The sequence below is a fragment of the Qipengyuania nanhaisediminis genome, from assembly GCF_045862805.1.
Taxonomy (GTDB): domain Bacteria; phylum Pseudomonadota; class Alphaproteobacteria; order Sphingomonadales; family Sphingomonadaceae; genus Erythrobacter; species Erythrobacter nanhaisediminis_A.
In genome coordinates this window covers 1,716,489-1,734,143 of sequence record NZ_AP025760.1, presented here as the reverse complement: position 1 = coordinate 1,734,143, position 17,655 = coordinate 1,716,489, and the positions used below count along the sequence as shown (strand labels likewise).

Genomic DNA, 17,655 nt, shown 5'->3' with positions numbered 1-17,655 from the left:
GATCAGTGACGTCCGAACAGCTTTTCGACGTCCTCGAGGTCGAGTTTGACCCAGGTCGGACGGCCGTGATTGCACTGGCCCGAACGCGGTGTCGCTTCCATTTCGCGCAGCAGCGCGTTCATTTCTGCCACTGACAGCACCCGCCCGGCCCTGACAGATCCGTGGCAGGCCATGGTCGCGAGCACGTATTCAAGGCGCTCGGCGAGCAGCAGCGATCCCGATTCTTCCTGCTTGCCGTGCTTGGCGATGTCGTCGGCCAGGTCGCGCAGCAGCTTTGCGGTATCGGCCCTGGCAATGGCCGATGGGACTGCGCGCACCAGCATCGCGGCAGGACCGAAACGTTCGACCGCCAGCCCGTATCGCGCCAGCCCCTCGGCCGCGTCCTCGAGCCGGTCGCAATCGGCCTCGTCCATCTCCACCACGTCGGGCACCAGCAAAGCCTGGCTGCGCTGGGTCGCCTCGCCTGCGCCCGCGCGCTTCAGGCGTTCGAGCACGAGCCTTTCATGCGCGGCGTGCTGGTCGACGAGGATCAGCCCGTCCTTGCTTTCGGCGACGATATAGGTGTTGGCGACCTGTCCGCGAGCGATGCCGAGCGGATAGTCTGTGGCCTCGTCGCTGATCGGTTCGGCGGCCTCGGCGCGGCCCTGCGGCAGCGCATCTGCTTGCGGCACTGCGGCACCGCCGCGCCATTCGCTGCGCGCTTCGGCGAGCCGTGGCTGCGATGCCGACCAGTCTCGCCCTTCGAAGATCGAGCGCAGCGCGGCGGGTTCCTCGCGCACCGGTTCGGCCCGCCAGCGCTCCATCGCGCCGCGATCGGGACCCTGGGCCGAGCGCCGGTCGCCGCTCGCCAGCGCCTGCCTCAACCCCGAGACGATAAAGCCGCGAACATGGGCGGCGTCGCGAAAGCGCACCTCGGTCTTGGCCGGGTGGACGTTGACGTCGACATCGGGAGGCGGGATTTCGAGGAACAGCGCGAGCACCGCATGGCGGTCGCGCGCGAGCATGTCCGAATAGGCGCCGCGCACCGCGCCGGTCAGCAACCGGTCTTTGACCGGGCGACCATTGACGAACAGATATTGGTGATCGGCGACCCCGCGATTGTAGGTCGGCAATCCGGCCAGCCCCGTCAGCCGCATCGTCCCGTGCGGCGTCTCGCGTTCGAGCGCGATTGCGACTGCGTTGTCTTTCAGCTCGCGCGCGATGATCTGCGCGACCCGGGTGGCGAGGCTTTCGCCCTCTTGCGTCGCGAGGCTCTTGCGGGTCTTGCCCTCGCTCCCGTTCTCGAGCGTGAAGGCGATGTCGGGCCGGGCCATTGCGAGCCGCCTCACGATGTCGAGGCTGGCAATGTATTCGCTGCGCGGTGTGCGCAGGAACTTGCGCCGCGCGGGCACCTTGGCGAAGATCTGTTCGACCCTCACCCGCGTGCCCTTGGGCAAGGCTGCCGGCCCTTCCTCGACCAGCGCGCCGTGATCGACGACCCGCCGCCAGCCATCCTGCGCGCCCGCGGCCCGGCTTTCGAGCGTCAGCCGCGCCACGCTCGCGATCGAGGGGAGCGCCTCGCCGCGAAAGCCGAGGGTGGCGACCATCTCGATCGCGTCATCGGGCAGTTTCGAGGTGGCGTGCCGTTCGAGCGCAAGCGCCATTTCCTCTGGCTCCATGCCGCAGCCATCATCGGTCACTTCGAGCCGGGTCAGGCCCCCGTCGGTGAGCCGGACCGCGATTCGCCGCGCGCCGGCATCGATCGCGTTCTCGACCAGCTCCTTGAGCGCGGCAGCGGGTCTTTCGACCACTTCACCTGCGGCAATCCGGTTGACGAGGGCATTGGGAAGGCGGCGTATTTGGGGCATTCATCGCAGGCTAGCTATCAACTGCCGCAAATTCGAGGCCTGCGGGGGAAAATACGCAAAGCCGTCAACAAAAATTTTAGCCTTTTCGCCAAGCTTTCGCTAGGCGCGTTCCACGAGGTCAACTTCAACACAAATGTTGCGGTCCGCCCCTGACGGTCCGCCCGCATCGGGACAGCACGGAAAAACGATAATGAGCTTCTTTTCCAACCTTTTCAAATTCGGTTCGCAGAACATGGCAATCGACCTGGGGACCGCCAACACGCTGGTCTATGTCCAGGACCAGGGGATCATTCTCAACGAGCCATCCGTGGTCGCGATCGAGACGATCAACGGGATCAAGCGGGTCAAGGCCGTGGGCGACGATGCCAAGATGATGATGGGCAAGACCCCCGACACGATCGAGGCTATCCGCCCGCTGCGTGATGGCGTGATCGCCGACATCGAGATCGCCGAGGAGATGATCAAGCACTTCATCCGCAAGGTTCACGGCAAGCGCAACCTGTTCCGCTATCCCGAGATCGTGATCTGCGTTCCCTCGGGTTCGACCTCGGTCGAGAAGCGCGCGATCCGCGACGCGGCCTCGAATGCCGGCGCTTCCGAAGTGCACCTCATCCTCGAACCCATGGCCGCCGCGATCGGAGCCGACATGCCGGTGACCGAACCGGTCGGTTCGATGGTGGTCGATATCGGCGGCGGCACCACCGAAGTCGCCGTGCTGTCGCTGCGCGGCCTTGCCTACACCACCAGCGTTCGCACAGGCGGCGACAAGATGGACGAGGCGATCGTCTCCTATGTCCGCCGGCACCACAACCTGCTGATCGGTGACGCAACCGCCGAACGCATCAAGAAGGATTACGGCATCGCCATGGTCCCCGAAGACGGCGCGGGCGAGGCGATCACTCTCAAGGGCCGCGACCTCGTCAACGGCGTGCCCAAGGAAATCACCATCAACCAGAGCCATGTCGCCGAAGCGCTGAGCGAACCGATCGGCGCGATCGTCGAAGGCGTGCGCATCGCGCTCGAGAACACGGCGCCCGAACTCGCCGCCGACATCGTCGATCAGGGCATCGTGCTCACCGGTGGCGGTGCACTCATCCGTCGTCTGGACGAGCATCTTCGCGAGGAAACCGGCCTGCCGGTCTCGATCGCCGAAGACCCGCTGACCTGCGTCGCGATCGGCACCGGCCGGGCCATGGAAGACCCGATCTATCGCGGCGTGTTGATGACCGCATAACACCAGTTCCGCGCGGACCTGCACGCGGGAGACGAATACAGGGGTACCAAGCGGAATGGCGGCGTCATCATCGCGTCGATCCGGCTTCTCGAAGCGCCAGCAATATTCGGTCTTCACCGGGTATCTGCTGGCGGCATTCGGCGCGCTGCTCGGATTGGCACTGCTGGCGCTGTCGTTGTGGCAGCCCGCGGCGCTTCAGCCGCTGCGCGGCGGTGCGCAGGAGATCGTCGCGCCGGTCGGAGAGGCCGGCGCAACCGTGCGCAATGGCGGCAATTCCACATGGGACGCGATAACCGGCTTCTGGCGCGCTGGCAGCCAGAATGCCGCCCTTCGCCGCGAAGTCGCGGTCGCACGGGTCAGGCTGGCCGAAGCCGAAGCGGTCGAGGCCGAAAACCGCAGGCTCAAGGCGCTGCTCGGCCTCGTGAGCGAGGACCGCGAACCGATCGCCGTCACCCGGCTGATCGGGTCGAGCGCCGCCTCGGCCCGGCGGTTTGCCTATATCGGGGTGGGTAATGACGACGGGGTCGAGGTTGGGATGCCGGTCCATTCCGAGCGCGGTGTGATCGGCCGCGTGCTCGAGACCGCGCGCGGATCCTCGCGCGTGCTGCTGCTCACCGATACCGAGAGCGTTCTTCCCGTGCGCCGGGCCAAGGACCAGACCGTCGCCTTTGCCGAGGGACGCGGTGACGGGCTGCTGCGCATCAGGCTGATCAATCTTGGCATCAACCCGCTCGAGATCGGCGATGTCTTCGTGACCAGCGGCGCGGGCGGCTATTACCGTCCCGGGGTTGCTGTCGCGGTGCTCAGCGAAAAGACCCCCGATGGCGGGATCGCGCAGCTCATCGCGGAACCTTCGGCGACCAATTACGTGGTGGTCGAACCGATCTACGAACCGCTCGCGGTCGAAGCGAGCGCGGTGCGCGCGCGTGACGAACTCACCGAGGCGGAGCTGCGCGATTGATCGACCGCCTGTCCTCGCCGATCCAGCGCCGCGCTTATGGCAGCGGGGGGATCAACCGGGTCCAGTCGCCCTGGCGCGCGGTGAGCGTTCCCTATGCCTCGATCCTCATCGGATCGGTGCTGCCGATCTGGGTAATCGCCGATGTCATGCCCGCCATGCCGCCGCTGGGTTTCCTGATCTTCCTGGGCTGGCGGTTGATGCGTCCCGGCCTCATGCCGCTGTGGATCGGGGTGCCGCTGGGCGCATTTGACGACCTGTTCAGCGGTCAGCCCTTTGGCAGCGGGATCCTGCTATGGTCGCTGACCATGATTGCGCTCGAACTCATCGAGACCCGCTTTCCCTGGCGCGGGTTCTGGCAGGACTGGTTCACTGCCGCCTTCGCACTGCTGCTCTATATCGCGGCGGCAATCGTGGCGTCGGGAGCGAGCCTGGGTGCGCCGGTCTTCATCGCCGCTATCCCGCAGGCGCTGATGGCGATCCTGCTCTACCCGCTTTTCGCCCGGCTGATCGCGTGGCTCGACCGCTTCCGCCTGCGCCGTTCGCGGAGGATCGGGTGATGCGGCTTTTCGGCCGACGCGAGGGTTTGCGCAGAAGCGGGCCGCTGGTCAGTTCATCGACCCTTCGCGCCACGTTCGACCGGCGCGCGGTCGTGATCGGTTCGATCCAGGGCGGGGTCGGCGTGCTGCTGGCCGCGCGCATGGCCTATCTCGCGATCGCGCAGAACGAGAAATACTCGCTCGAATCCGAAAGCAACCGCGTCAATCTTACCCTGATCCCGCCGCGGCGTGGCTGGATCCTCGACCGCAATGGCGCGCCGCTCGCATCGAACCGCGCCGATTTCCGCGTCGATGTCATTCCCGACCGGCTCAAGGACCCCGAAGCGACCATCGACCTCGTCGGCGAACTGCTCGAGCTCGAAAGCGCGCGCATCGCCGACATCAAGGAAGAGCTCGCCAATGCCAGCGGCTTCCAGCCCGTCGAGGTTGCCAGCGGCCTCGCATACGAACAGTTCGCGGCGCTCAGCGTGCGCCTGCCCGACATGCAGGGGGTGATCCCGCAGCGCGGCTTCTCGCGCTTCTACCCCACCGGCTCCACCGTCGGCCACCTGATCGGCTATGTCGGCCCGGCCTCGGCCGAGGAATATGACGAGGCGCCCGACCCGCTTCTGCTCACGCCCGGTTACAAGATCGGCAAGGATGGCCTCGAAAAGCAGTTCGAGGAACGCCTGCGCGGCGTTCCCGGTGCGCGCCGGGTCGAAGTGACCGCGGGCGGGCGGATCGTGCGCGACCTCGAGACGCGCGAGGACATCCAGGGCGATCCGGTGCGGCTCACCATCGATGGCCCCTTGCAGGATTACGCCGCGCGCCGGATCGGGCTGGAAAGCGGCTCTGTCGTGGTGATGGATTGCGAGACCGGGGACCTGCTCTGCATGGCCTCGATGCCGAGCTTCGATCCCAACAGCTTTTCCGACGGAATCGGCAGCGTCGAATATGCCATGCTGCGCGAAGACCCGCGCGTGCCGCTGCGCAACAAGGTGCTCAAGGGGCTCTATCCGCCCGGGTCGACGGTCAAGCCGATGCACTGCATGGCGTTTCTCAAGGCCGGGGTGCAGCCGAACGAGACCATCACCTGCGGCGGCGGACGCCGGATCGGCAATCGCTTTTTCAATTGCTGGTCCAATCACGGCACGGTCGACATGGCCAAGGCGATCTACCAGTCGTGCGACAGCTATTTCTACCATTTCGCCCAGCAGGTCGGCTTCGACAAGGTCGCCGCCATGGCCCGGGATCTCGGCCTCGGCCAGGAATTCACGCTGCCGGTGACCAGCCAGTTCTACGGCACCGTCCCCGACCCGGAATGGAAGTTCAACAAATACGGCCAGGAATGGCAGCCCTATGACACGGTCAATGCCTCGATCGGCCAGGGCTATTATCTCACCAGCCCGTTGCAGCTGGCGGTGATGAGCGCGCGGCTGGCCACAGGCAAGAGGCTCAATCCGCGGCTCGTGCTCGACAACGCGGCGGGCAATCCGGCCGAATACAATTTCGGCTCGCAGGAAATCGATTACATCCGCCGCGCGATGAGCGATGTCGTCAACGGGCCTGGCACCGCCGGACGCGGGCGATTGCCGTTCGAGGATATCCAGATGGCCGGCAAGACCGGGACCGCGCAGGTCGTCAGCCTGAGCGTTTCGGACGGGCGCAGCGGCCCGTGGAAATATCGCGATCACGGCCTGTTCGTGTTCTTCGCCCCGACCGAGAACCCGCGCTATGCCGGTGCGGTGGTGATCGAGCATGGCGGCGGATCAGGGGCCGCCTACCCGATCGCGCGCGACGTGATGACCTTCATGTTCGATCCCGAAAAAGGGCTCGAGGCCTTGCGCGCGCTCGAACAGCAATGGGGTGGGACCGCGCAGGAACGGCTCGACCGGCGCTATGCCGCCTATGCCGCCGAACGCGGCGCGACCGTGCCCCCCTCGCCTCGCCGCGACGAGGAAATCTTCGACAGGGTCGAGGCCGAGGCCCGCCTCGCCGCACGCCAGTCCGAGACCATTGCCGGCGAATTCGTCGCCCCGCGTTCGGACCAGAACGCGGTCGGGACCCCGCCTCCGGGCACGCTCGATCGGCTAGGCCCGGGCAACGGAACTCAGGCGCCCGGCACCGCACAGGGGAGCGGCGAATGAGCGCCGGCATCATCCCCGAACCGATAGCGCGCCAGCCCTGGGGGATGCTGATCCCGCTCTTCCTGCTCGTCGCCTTCGGGGCCGCGGTGCTCTATTCGGCCGCGGGCGGTTCGATGGAACCCTATGCCTCCTCGCACCTGATCCGTTTCGGCGTGTTTCTCGCCATGGCGTCGGTCATCACCGTGATGCCGCGCGAATTCGTCAAGTTCATGGCCTATCCTGCCTATGTCGTCGTGCTGCTGATGCTGATCGGGGTCGAGATCATCGGCCAGGTCGGCGGTGGCAGCCAGCGCTGGCTCGACCTGGGTTTCATGGTCCTGCAACCGTCAGAACTGATGAAGCCGGTGGTGGTGGTGGTGCTCGCACACTATTTCGCCGCACTCCCGGTCGGCCTGATTACCAGCTGGCGGGCCTTGGTGGTCCCGGGGGTGCTGATCGGCCTGCCCGTCGCCTTCGTGCTGCTCCAGCCCGACCTTGGCACCTCGCTCGCGATCATCTTTGGCGGGGGCATCGTCATGCTGCTGGCAGGCCTGCCGCTGCGCTGGTTCGTCCTTGCCGGGATTACAGGTGCGGCGGCCGCACCATTGGTATTCTTCTTCGGGTTACAGGATTACCAGCAGCGCCGCATCCTCACCATGTTCGACCCCGAAGCCGATGCGCTGGGCGCCGGCTATCACATCGCCCAGTCGAAGATTGCGATCGGATCGGGCGGCCTGTTCGGCAAGGGCTTCAACAACGGTTCGCAAAGCCACCTGCAATACCTGCCCGAACCGCACACCGATTTCGTCTTCGCCACCATGGCCGAGGAATGGGGGCTTGTCGGCGGCCTGTTCGTGATTGCGGTGTTCAGCATCATCCTTCGCTGGGGCCTGCGGGTCGCGCGCGAGAGCCGCGATCGGTTCTCGAGCCTGCTGGCCACCGGCATGGTCGCGACGATCTTCTTCTATATCGCGGTCAACCTGCTGATGGTGATGGGGCTTGCCCCTGTCGTGGGGATCCCCCTGCCCTTCATGAGCCATGGCGGCTCGTCGATGCTGACCAACATGATCTGCATCGGGGCGCTGATGATGGTCAACCGCTGGAACCGCGACGCGCCGCGCGGCGGGCTGGCAGGCTGAACCACCGGACCAAGGTCAGATCCGCACGATTCCCATGCGCATCGCCTTGACCACCGCTCCGACCCGGTCCGACACTTCCAGCTTGGCATAGATGCGCTTGGCATAGGTCTTGGCGGTATCGGGCGAGATGTCGAGGATGGCGGCGATATCGGCCATCGACTTGCCGCGCGCCGCCCAGGTCAGCACCTCGATCTCGCGCTCGGACAATTGCGGGGCCTTCTTGCTGCGTCCCAGCAGCACGCAGATCCGCTGGTGCCCTGCCTGGGCCACGCTGCGCACCGTCCCGATATTGTCGGGCGGCACGTCGGCAACCGGCTCGCCGAAATCGAGTGAGGCAAAGCCATCGCGGCCAACGGGTCCGAACAGCGGTATGCCGAAACCGTGGATCAGGCCGTGCTCGCGCATGGCCTTGAAATAGGTCTTGTTCGCCGGCGAGTTGGGGGCGGCCATCTCGGCTTCCTGCCAGGTCATCATCGCGCCGTGATCGAGCACCCGTCGCGGGATCGGGTCGCTCGAACGAAAATCCTCGCGGTCATAGCATTCGAGCCATTCTGCGCTGAAGCCATCGGCGAAGACCGCCGTGGTCTGCGATGTCAGCTCGGCGAAGGCGGGCGTGATGTGATAGCTCACCCGCACGATGCCCTGTTCGTTGAACACTGCGAGCGCGTAACGCAGGACGTCGCCGATATCCTCGAACGAGTCGATCCGATCGAAATAGAGCTGCATGCTGCCACCGCCTTAGCACACGTCACCCAACTGGGGGACTGTCGCCGGGACGATTGCTAGGCAATAGGCGCGCGCAAGGCCCCCTTACGGGGTCCCCGGGCGTTCGGGTCGATTGCCGCATCCGCGAAGATGCGGCGTGTTGAGCGTCCAAGTCCTGGCGACAGTGGCCTGCTTCCCGCAAGGGCGGCGCTCTGTCGTCAGGCATCTGTCACACAAAATCGGAAAGAGGCCGCGATGCTCCGCTCGCGCATGGATGCACAAACGATGTTCGCGCGGATCGCGCGGCTTCTCAAGCGCGCTGGCATGAACGAAACCGAACCACAGGCACCGGCGCACCTGAGCGCGCTGGCCGAGGTGATCCACGAACGCATGCTCGCCGATCAGCCAACGACGCTGCGCCAATTGCACAAGATTTCCGATCTCAGCCAGCCCCAGGCGCTCGGTGTCATGGCCGAGCTGGAGCGCGCCGGGATCATCCGGATTGAACGCAACATGGCCGATGCCTTCGAATCGGTCATCACTCTCACGCCGCGCGCCCAAGCCCGGTTTTCGCGCCGGCGCTCACGCAAAGCGGCCTGAGCGCACGAATAGGGGTTTTAATTGCGAAACGGCACGCTATATGCGTCGCCTCGCGTGATTCGGGACGGGCCAGATGGCGGTCCCTGACAAGCGCGAAAAGATGGAAACATCGCTCCGGACGCATAGCTCAGTTGGTAGAGCAGCTGACTCTTAATCAGCGGGTCCTAGGTTCGAACCCTAGTGCGTCCACCACCCTTTCCAATCGCCAGCCAATCTTTTGCCGCTCCGAGCGCGATGGCGCGCTTGCGCCCATTGCAAGGCGTCAGGCGGCCTTGCCTTGTTCGGCTTGCCCGCCTTGCTCATCGGGCTTCTCGATGCCGCGCAGCACCGAGATCGCACCCGGCCGCCGACCGTTTTCCTCGGTCAGCCGCCGCGAATGGCATTGATACCAGCGCCAGTGTTTTTCATGGCCGCGCAAACGGATCTGCATGTGGATCGCCTTGCTGGGCGAAGTCTTGATAGCGCGGAAAGCATCCCTGACGATCCCCGCATCGTCGGGATGGACGAGATCGAAGATGTCGCCCCCGACGAGGATGTCGGAAGGGATGCCAAGGATGGTATCGGACGAGGACGAGGCCAGGCGGATGCGCCCCTTGGTGTCGTTTTCAAGAATGAGATCGCTCGAGCACTGGAGCGCAAGGCTGTAGATCGCCGCCTCGCTGCGCATGTCGACGAATTCGGATGCGCGGCGCGCGAGCTCTGCGGCAATCGGCAAGGCGGTGAGCGAGGCCGAGGCGAGGTAGAGCTTGAGGATCAGCGCTTTTTCGGAAGCGGGCAGCGCCAACGCCCCGATCGGACCGTGACCCGCTATGCTGAAACTTGCAGCGAAGCCGGTCAGGATGACCAGTCCGCTCACCGCCCCGATGCGTCCCAGGACGAATGTCTGGAGGACGATGAACGGAATGGGCAGAAAGAGCAGCGGCAGAGCGTCGTTTGAGAAGACCGCGAAGCAGATCGAAGCCAGCAAGGCGACCAGCAACAGGCCCCTCAGCCGCTCGGGCGCGCGCGCCTTCCTGATCTTGTCGAACATCCCGCCCTTGACGATCAGGACCGCGACCGGCGCAAAGATGAACATTCCGAGCATATGGCCGGTAGCCCACGCAAAAGCGTTCTCGAGAAAGCCGGCCGACGAAAAGGCGGTGATCACGAGCGCGCCGGGAATGGCGGTGGCTATCGGCCCTGCGATGGCGGCAGCACCGAGCACCCAGGCGACGTCCTCGATTGTTCCCAGGTTCCCGATATTCGACTTTGCGCGATCGAGGATGCGGATAGCGACCCAGACCTCGGCAATGTTGATGAAGGCGAGCAGGATGCCCGCCACCAGGCCCAGGCTGAACAGCCAGGTCGCGAGAAAACTGGCAAAGCCGCAAGCGATGAACAGCAGGTTCCTGTCGCGCTCCTTGCTCGCCAGCACCGCTCCGAGCAAAAGCGCCGACGCCGTCCAGATGAAGGCAGTGCCCCCTTCGAAACGCGTAAACAGAACGCTTCCTGCAGCCAGAAGGAAATAGCCGACGGCCACGCTGACAACGATGATCGGCCGTTGCATCGGCGAAGGGCGGTTAAAATCGTTCATGCTGGGGTAGGTAGTGTTCGATGGTTAATGGTCGGTAACCCTAATGCCCGAAGGCATCGAATTGCACTTGCGAATGCGATTATTTTCCCGGAAATCGGCTGGGGTTCGCCGGTTGCAATCACATTGGAATGTGATAATGCCCAGGCATGAGCACATCCACCATCACAGACATCACCATATCTCGCGTGCGCGAACTGGTCGAAAGCGGCGAGATGACCAAGGCCGGCCTCGCCCGCGCGGCGGGGCTTCACGCCAACACGTTGCGCGACGCGACCGAACCCGGCTGGAACCCCACCCGCGAAACACTCGCCAAGCTCGAGGCCTTCCTCGAGGCGAATGACGGAACCCCCGTCCTCGTCGGGATCGAGGAGATCATCGACGAAGCGCGCAATGGCCGGATGTATATCCTGGTCGATGACGAGGACCGCGAGAACGAGGGCGATCTCATCATCCCCGCCCAGATGGCAACGCCGGCGGCGATCAATTTCATGGCGACGCACGGACGCGGCCTGATCTGCCTCGCGCTCGACGGCAAGCGGGTCGACGATCTCGGGCTCGAGCCGATGACCCGCAACAACACGGAAAGCATGCAGACCGCTTTCACCATCTCGATCGAGGCCAAGCACGGCGTCACTACCGGCATTTCGGCCGCTGACCGGGCGCGCACCGTCTCGGTCGCGATCGATGCGACCAAGGGTGCCGACGATATCGTCACTCCCGGCCATGTCTTCCCGCTTGCCGCGCGCGATGGCGGCACGCTGGTGCGCGCCGGCCATACCGAGGCGGCTGTCGATATCTCGCGGCTCGCCGGGCTCAATCCCTCGGGCGTGATCTGCGAAATCATGAACGATGACGGCTCGATGGCGCGGCTCGATGACCTGGTGGCATTCGCGCGCAGGCACGGCCTCAAGATCGGCACGATCCGCGATCTGATCGCCTACCGGATGCGCAACGATCACCTGGTCGAGCGGATCGGCGAGCGCAGCTTCGAAAGCGATTATGGCGGCCAGTGGCGGCTCATCACCTATCGCAACACGGTCTCCGACAACGAGGCCTATGTCCTCCAGAAGGGCCATGTCGTCCCCGGCGAGGCTACCCTCGCCCGGGTTCACCCGATCTCGGTCTTCGACGACGTGCTCGGCGCGCCCGGTCCGCGCAAGCGCACGCTGCAACGCGCGATGACGGCAATCGGCGATCACGGCTCGGGGGTCATCGTGATCCTCACCCAGCGGGTCGGGTCGAGCGGCGAATGGTCCGAGGACGAGGAGCACCGCAATATCGGCATCGGTTCGCAGATCCTTGCCGATCTGGGCGTTCACGAAATGCAATTGCTGACCAATTCGCGGCCCGACCTCGTCGCGCTCGAAGGGTATGGCATCACGATCACCGGCCACAAGCCGATCCCGGAGTAAGCGCAAAATGGCAAAGATTCTCATCGTCGAGGCGCGTTTCTACGCCTCGCTCAACGACATGCTCATCGCCGGCGCACAGGCCGCGGTCGAGGCGGCGGGGCACGAGGCCGAGCTGCTGACCGTGCCCGGAGCGCTCGAAATTCCAGGCGCAATCGCGCTGGCGGCGGAAAGCGGCGAATACGACGCTTTCGTAGCGATCGGGGTGGTGATCCGCGGCGAGACCTATCACTTCGAGATCGTTGCCGGCGAAAGCGCGCGCGCGATCATGGCCTTGACCATGGATGGCATCGCCATCGGCAACGGTATCCTCACGGTCGAGAACGAGGCGCAGGCGCTCGTGCGCGCCGACCCTGCACAAAAGGACAAGGGCGGCGAAGCGGCGAAGGCCGCGCTCGCCCTGATGGCGCTCGGCGACCGGTTTGCACCGCGCGGCTGACGACCTGCGCTCACCTCGGCATCGGCGGCTAGCCTGGCCGCCGCTCTGATGCCGCACCTACCTAGGTGTTTTTACGGATACAGATATTCATAAGGGCGGCGTATCAGTGGTCTTGCGCGGCAAAAGTTGCGCTCTGTGGCTCCAGGGTCGCTCTGGACGGTATAAAAGTGAAAAATCTGGGAATCGAAGAGCTTGGCGAGCTGATGGATTGCAGCTCGGCGCTCGAAGAAGTCTTGCGGAGGCTCGACGTGGTCGGCGCAGGGCTTGCGGCTATCCATGTCGATGCCGCCATTCATCAATTGCGCGCGAATCTTGACGCGACGATCACCACCATGTCGGGGACGGGCGATCAGAGCCGCGTTGCGGCCGGCTTTGTCTCGCGCATTCCGCATTGACGTATTCGGCAAACGCGATGTGAGCCCGTTAATACGCACTAACCCGGATGGGGTTTGCCCGTAATGACGCGCCTCCCGGCGTTCCGCTAGACAATGGCGCGGGGCCGCTGGCAACCGCATCGGTGCTTTCTAGCTCGCCCCGACGAGGGGAGCGATGCTGGTGACACGCAGCAAGGCGAAATCCGGATGTCCAGCCAGTCCAGGCAGCTTCGGCGGCCCGGGCAACGGTCTGGCGCGCGGTTTTGCGCAAGGTCATTGTGCCGTTTCGATCATGCCGATGCGCCGCCTTCGTGTCGAAAGATGCCCGGCATGAAGGAGCTCAAGGACGAACGCATGCTGTCCAGCTTTCCGATCGCCAAGGGCGAAACGGGGCAGGTGCCGCTCGACCTGACAGCGCTGGCCGACCAGCTGATGCACATCGCCGGGGAATTGCGCGGCGAAAAGGCCGTGCAGCGTTCGCCCTCCGACATCGCCCGGACCGGTGACGCGCATTTGAGCCCATCGGGCAGTGATCATGCGCGCCGCATCGCAGAGGCGTTTCGCATCCCTCGGGCCGATTGCCGCGGGCAACCCGACACCGCGGAATTGCGCCGATACAATGCCGCCCTCGCGCGCAAGATCTACGCGGTCCGGCGGCGACGCGCAGCGATCTTTGGCAATGCCGAGATGTTCGGCGAACCGGCCTGGGACATCCTGCTCGACCTCTACATCGCCCATGTCGACGGCAAGCCGGTATCGGTGTCGAGCGCGTGTATCGGTTCGGCCGCCCCGCCGACCACGGGTTTGCGATGGCTCGGCGTGCTGGCCGAGCAGGAACTGGTGCTTCGCGAACACGACCCTCAGGACCAGCGCCGCGTGCTGGTTCGGCTGACCGATCGCGGCCTCGAAGCGATGGACGAATTCTTTGCCAGCGCCGCGAGCCCTGCATAGCTGCGCGCTGTCAGCGCCTGGGCCCGCTCGGACGGACCCCTGTTATCAGCGAGACGGGTCCAGGCGCACCCCGCTCAGGCGCACCCCGCCACCATCGGCTGGCCGATGCGGTCAGGCGCGCAAGGACCCGAAGCATTCGCGACCGGCATAGCGCGCGCTGTCGCCCAGTTCCTCTTCGATCCGGATCAGCTGGTTGTATTTTGCCAGCCTGTCCGAACGCGCAAGGCTGCCAGTCTTGATCTGGCCGCAATTGGTCGCGACCGCGAGATCGGCGATGGTCGCATCCTCGGTTTCGCCCGAACGGTGGCTCATCACCGAGGTGTAACCCGCCCGCGTCGCCATATCGACCGCAGCCAGCGTCTCTGTCAGCGTGCCGATCTGGTTGACCTTGACCAGCAGCGAATTGGCAAGCCCCTGCCCGATCCCGTCGGCAAGCCGGTCGGGATTGGTCACGAACAGGTCATCGCCGACCAGCTGCACCCTGTCTCCGATCGCTTCGGTCACCGCTTTCCAGCCTGCGAAATCGTCTTCGCTCATTCCGTCCTCGATCGAACGGATCGGGTAATCGGCGGACAGCTGCGCGAGGTAATCGGCCATCCCTGCCCCATCGAGGCTGAGCCCCTCGCCCGAAATCTCGTACTTGCCGTCGCGGTAGAACTCGGTCGCCGCGCAATCGAGCGCGAGCACGATGTCATCGCCCGGCTTGAAGCCTGCCTGTTCGATCGAGGCCATGATGAAATCGAGTGCTGCGCGCGTGCTGGCAAGATCGGGCGCGAAGCCGCCTTCATCCCCGACGCTGGTCGCCAATCCCTTGTCGGACAGGCCCTTCTTGAGCGTGTGGAACACTTCCGCACCCCAGCGCACCGCTTCGGCAAGGTCCGGCGCGCCCACCGGCATGATCATGAATTCCTGGATGTCGATCGGGTTGTTCGCGTGTTCGCCGCCATTGATGATGTTCATCATCGGCACCGGCAGGACATGGGCAGAAACGCCGCCGAGATAGGCGTAGAGCGGCAGGCCGCGCGCATTGGCGGCAGCTTTCGCGACCGCGAGGCTGGTGCCCAGGATCGCATTGGCCCCGAGCCGCGCCTTGTTGCTGGTATCGTCGAGCGCGATCAGCGACAGATCGACATCGCGCTGGTCCTCGGCATCGAACGAGCCGACCAGAAGATCGCGGATCTCGGTATTGACCGCCTCGACCGCCTTGAGCACGCCCTTGCCCAGATAGCGGTCCTTGTCGCCATCGCGCAGTTCGACCGCCTCGTGCGCGCCGGTCGACGCGCCCGAAGGCACCGCAGCGCGGCCAAAACTGCCGTCGTCGAGCAAGACGTCCACTTCGACGGTGGGATTGCCCCGGCTGTCGAGAATTTCGCGGCCATGGATGTCGATAATCGCGGTCATTGTTGTCTCCGGACGCAGAGTGTCGTATATGGGTAATACACCCGGAGCCGCCGTGGTATCCGGGCGGACCCCGTGTCGATTGCCCGCGCACCCCTATTGATCGGAACCAAGCGGCGCAAGCGGCGTAAGTCTCTTAACTAGGAACGCCGCGCTTTGGCACTTTCAAAGCCGGCACAGGAAGGGCAAAGGACAATCATGGCCGATACCAAGACCAAATCGAGCAGCGCCAAGGGCGCGGCCAAGAAGAAGACCACCGCGCGCAAGACCGCTCCCAAGAAGACCGGGGCAAGCGCCGCGGCCGCGGACACGACGTCGCAGACCGGTGGATCGCCGCACACGACCGAAGCCAAGAGCCGCTTCAACGCCGCGCTCGAGGAAGCAAAGGCCGGTGCCGCCGCACTGCGGACCGAGGCCGAAACGCGCGCAGGCGAATACCGCGAACAGGCCAAGGGCCGAGGAGATGAACTGGTGAACGAAGCCAAGCAATACGGCGAAAAGGCAAAGACGCGCGCGGGCGAGCTCGCCACTGACGGCAAGTCCGCCGCCAGCGATGCGATCGCCTCGCTCGGCAAGGCGGTAGGCGACACCGCCACCCGGATCGACGAGCGCTTCGGCGAGGAATATGGCGATTACGCCCGTTCGGCCTCGCGCTCGCTGGCCGAAACCTCGGCCAAGCTCGAGAACAAGAGCATCGAGGAACTGGGCGAAGACACCCGCGAAGCCATTCGCAAGAGTCCGGCCACTGCCGTCGGCATCGCCGCGATTGCCGGCTTCCTGCTGGCGCGGCTGTTCCGCGGCTCGAACCGCTAATCGCGCCAGAGCAAGGGGGACGCCGAATGGATCGAGGTGATCGCCTCCCGGGCCAGGAGCCGCATGCGGACCTGGCCCCGGCAGACCCTGCCGCCCCGAACGATGCGCCAGTCGCGCCGCATGATGCGGACGAGCAATTGGCTGATCACGAGGAGCACGATGAAGGGCTGGTCGAGGAAATCGGCCACGTGATCGACGATGCGCGCAATTACGCGCAGGCCGAGATCGCCTTTCAGAAGACCCGCGCGGCCCTGGCGGGACGCACGGTCGGCATCGCTGCCGGGTTCGTCATCCTCGCGCTCATTCTGCTTCACATCGCCCTGCTCGCGCTTGCGGTCGGGCTGGTGATAGCACTGGCGCCGCTGGTCTCGATCTGGGGCGCGATCGCGATCGTGGTCGGCGCGCTCCTGGTGTTGACCGGTTACCTCCTCCTCAAGGCCCGGGCCCGCGCCCGGAAACTGGCAGGCCTGTTCGCCAAGGACCAGCCTGCCCAGGGCGAGCCGTCATGAACGAACTCGAACTTCGCTTCTTGCAGGACAAGCGGATGCGCGATGCTGCCAAGCAGGTCCTCCATGCCGATATCGAACATCTTCGCGCCAGCCTTTCGGGCGGCAATATCGCCCGCAAGGTCTTCGGCACGGTCGGCGAAGGCGCCAAGGACGTGCTCGAAATCGCCCGCGAACAGGCCGAGGACAAGACCGGCGTTCTTGCAGCCCTGGTCGGCGCGCTGATCGTGTGGCTGGCGCGCGAACCGATTTTCGCCTTTCTCGGCCTTGGCGGCGACCACGAAGATCAACCACCCCTCTCACAGTCACAAGAAGAGACCGGCCCCGCATCCCCCGAAAGCGAAGCCGGCGAAGGAGACCCCCAATGACCGACGCAAACACCGAAAACACGACCACTTCTTCCGACGATCGCCGCGATGAATTGCGCGCCAAGATCGAAGCAAGCGAACGCCGGATCGCCGAGCGTTCCTTTGCTGACCAGGCCCGCGAGGCCGCCGAGACCGCTATCGATTACACTCGTCGCCACCCGCTCCAGGTGGTAGCCGGTGCGGTCGTGGCCGGATTGCTGATCGGCCTGATGACGGCCCCGGGTCGCCGGGTGGCGAACCGCGCTGTGCATTCGACCGCCCATGCGGTGAGCGATGCAAGCGCCGCCACTGCGCGTGCTGCCAAGAACGTGTCGCACGAAAGCATGCGCGCAGGCAGCGCGGCCTCGGATGCCATTGCCGCATTCGGGATGAAGCTGATCGACACCATGCTCGACGCCGGTCGTGCAGGGCAGGACGGGATCGAGGACCTGGCGGACAATGCCGCGGCCAAGGCGCGCAAGCTGCGCCGCGATGCCGGATACGCCGCCGGAAACGCGGGCGACAAGAGCCGCGAGATTGCGCACCGCACCCGTCGCCGCACGAGCCGCGCCGTGCGCGACCTGACCAACAAGGTCTCGTAACGGTTAGCGCGTCCGGCCTTTGCGCTGGGTCTGTGCGCTTGCCTTGCGCGCGCGCTTCGCTAAAGCGCGCGCAACAGCCAAATCGCCAGGACACA

The 17,655-nt window shown here is 65.1% G+C and carries 18 protein-coding genes and 1 tRNA gene; 15 read left to right on the top strand and 4 right to left on the bottom strand.

What is annotated here, in order from left to right; genetic code table 11:
- Positions 1–2 precede the first annotated feature (2 nt).
- The gene (gene mutL, locus ACKTSM_RS08345) at positions 3–1,847 is read right to left on the bottom strand and encodes a DNA mismatch repair endonuclease MutL (protein WP_407874197.1); all 1,845 of its coding nucleotides are present in this window, start codon (positions 1,845–1,847) and stop codon (positions 3–5) included.
- 190 nt (positions 1,848–2,037) lie between these two features.
- Here mutL and ACKTSM_RS08340 point away from each other — a divergent pair, with 190 nt between their 5' ends.
- From ACKTSM_RS08340 to rodA, 5 genes are read left to right on the top strand one after another with little or no spacing between them, the layout of a single operon-like run.
- Entirely contained in the window at positions 2,038–3,081 is a 1,044-nt protein-coding gene (locus ACKTSM_RS08340; protein WP_407874196.1) for a rod shape-determining protein, read from the top strand.
- A 55-nt stretch (positions 3,082–3,136) separates the two neighbouring features.
- Positions 3,137–4,042, top strand: a complete 906-nt coding sequence (gene mreC, locus ACKTSM_RS08335; protein ID WP_407874195.1) for a rod shape-determining protein MreC — start codon at positions 3,137–3,139, stop codon at positions 4,040–4,042.
- The gene (locus ACKTSM_RS08330; protein ID WP_407874194.1) at positions 4,039–4,599 is read left to right on the top strand and encodes a rod shape-determining protein MreD; all 561 of its coding nucleotides are present in this window, start codon (positions 4,039–4,041) and stop codon (positions 4,597–4,599) included. The genes mreC and ACKTSM_RS08330 overlap by 4 nt, the downstream gene beginning before the upstream one ends.
- Positions 4,599–6,725, top strand: coding sequence for a penicillin-binding protein 2 (gene mrdA, locus ACKTSM_RS08325; RefSeq protein WP_407874193.1), 2,127 nt, complete (start codon positions 4,599–4,601; stop codon positions 6,723–6,725). Before ACKTSM_RS08330 ends, mrdA begins: the two co-directional genes overlap by 1 nt.
- Positions 6,722–7,843, top strand: a complete 1,122-nt coding sequence (rodA, locus tag ACKTSM_RS08320; protein ID WP_407874192.1) for a rod shape-determining protein RodA — start codon at positions 6,722–6,724, stop codon at positions 7,841–7,843. The genes mrdA and rodA overlap by 4 nt, the downstream gene beginning before the upstream one ends.
- 15 nt (positions 7,844–7,858) lie before the next feature.
- On the opposite strand, the gene ACKTSM_RS08315 is transcribed toward rodA, so the two are convergent.
- A complete protein-coding gene (locus ACKTSM_RS08315) occupies positions 7,859–8,569 on the bottom strand; it encodes an autoinducer binding domain-containing protein (protein WP_407874191.1) in 711 nt (236 codons plus the stop codon).
- A 234-nt stretch (positions 8,570–8,803) separates the two neighbouring features.
- Here ACKTSM_RS08315 and ACKTSM_RS08310 point away from each other — a divergent pair, with 234 nt between their 5' ends.
- Complete coding sequence (locus ACKTSM_RS08310) at positions 8,804–9,148, top strand: hypothetical protein (protein ID WP_407874190.1); 345 nt, start codon at positions 8,804–8,806, stop codon at positions 9,146–9,148.
- Between the two features lie 116 nt (positions 9,149–9,264).
- Positions 9,265–9,340 (top strand) — tRNA-Lys (locus ACKTSM_RS08305).
- Between the two features lie 70 nt (positions 9,341–9,410).
- Here ACKTSM_RS08305 and ACKTSM_RS08300 read toward each other — a convergent pair.
- On the bottom strand, positions 9,411–10,721 hold the full coding sequence (locus tag ACKTSM_RS08300) for an MASE1 domain-containing protein (protein ID WP_407874189.1): 1,311 nt from the start codon (positions 10,719–10,721) through the stop codon (positions 9,411–9,413).
- Between the two features lie 146 nt (positions 10,722–10,867).
- On the opposite strand from ACKTSM_RS08300, the gene ribB reads away from it, so the two are divergent.
- From ribB to ACKTSM_RS08280, 4 genes are all read left to right on the top strand, one after another.
- Positions 10,868–12,133: a 3,4-dihydroxy-2-butanone-4-phosphate synthase gene (ribB, locus tag ACKTSM_RS08295; RefSeq protein ID WP_407874188.1), complete on the top strand. Its 1,266-nt coding sequence runs from the start codon at positions 10,868–10,870 to the stop codon at positions 12,131–12,133.
- Positions 12,134–12,140: 7 nt separating this feature from the next.
- A complete protein-coding gene (gene ribH, locus ACKTSM_RS08290) occupies positions 12,141–12,569 on the top strand; it encodes a 6,7-dimethyl-8-ribityllumazine synthase (RefSeq protein WP_407874187.1) in 429 nt (142 codons plus the stop codon).
- 167 nt (positions 12,570–12,736) lie between these two features.
- Positions 12,737–12,964 (top strand): hypothetical protein, encoded by a 228-nt coding sequence (locus ACKTSM_RS08285; RefSeq protein WP_407874186.1) that lies wholly within the window; start codon positions 12,737–12,739, stop codon positions 12,962–12,964.
- A gap of 309 nt (positions 12,965–13,273) precedes the next feature.
- A complete protein-coding gene (locus ACKTSM_RS08280) occupies positions 13,274–13,894 on the top strand; it encodes a winged helix DNA-binding protein (RefSeq protein WP_407874185.1) in 621 nt (206 codons plus the stop codon).
- Between the two features lie 111 nt (positions 13,895–14,005).
- On the opposite strand, the gene eno is transcribed toward ACKTSM_RS08280, so the two are convergent.
- Positions 14,006–15,295 carry a phosphopyruvate hydratase gene (gene eno / locus ACKTSM_RS08275; protein WP_407874184.1) on the bottom strand — a complete coding sequence of 430 codons (1,290 nt, stop codon included), beginning with the start codon at positions 15,293–15,295 and terminating at the stop codon, positions 14,006–14,008.
- A 195-nt stretch (positions 15,296–15,490) separates the two neighbouring features.
- On the opposite strand from eno, the gene ACKTSM_RS08270 reads away from it, so the two are divergent.
- From ACKTSM_RS08270 to ACKTSM_RS08255, 4 genes are read left to right on the top strand one after another with little or no spacing between them, the layout of a single operon-like run.
- Positions 15,491–16,105, top strand: coding sequence for a hypothetical protein (locus ACKTSM_RS08270; protein ID WP_407874183.1), 615 nt, complete (start codon positions 15,491–15,493; stop codon positions 16,103–16,105).
- Between the two features lie 26 nt (positions 16,106–16,131).
- The gene (locus ACKTSM_RS08265) at positions 16,132–16,614 is read left to right on the top strand and encodes a phage holin family protein (RefSeq protein ID WP_407874182.1); all 483 of its coding nucleotides are present in this window, start codon (positions 16,132–16,134) and stop codon (positions 16,612–16,614) included.
- A complete protein-coding gene (locus ACKTSM_RS08260) occupies positions 16,611–16,979 on the top strand; it encodes a hypothetical protein (RefSeq protein ID WP_407874181.1) in 369 nt (122 codons plus the stop codon). The genes ACKTSM_RS08265 and ACKTSM_RS08260 overlap by 4 nt, the downstream gene beginning before the upstream one ends.
- Positions 16,976–17,560 (top strand): hypothetical protein, encoded by a 585-nt coding sequence (locus ACKTSM_RS08255; protein WP_407874180.1) that lies wholly within the window; start codon positions 16,976–16,978, stop codon positions 17,558–17,560. The genes ACKTSM_RS08260 and ACKTSM_RS08255 overlap by 4 nt, the downstream gene beginning before the upstream one ends.
- The last annotated feature ends 95 nt before the right edge of the window (positions 17,561–17,655 follow it).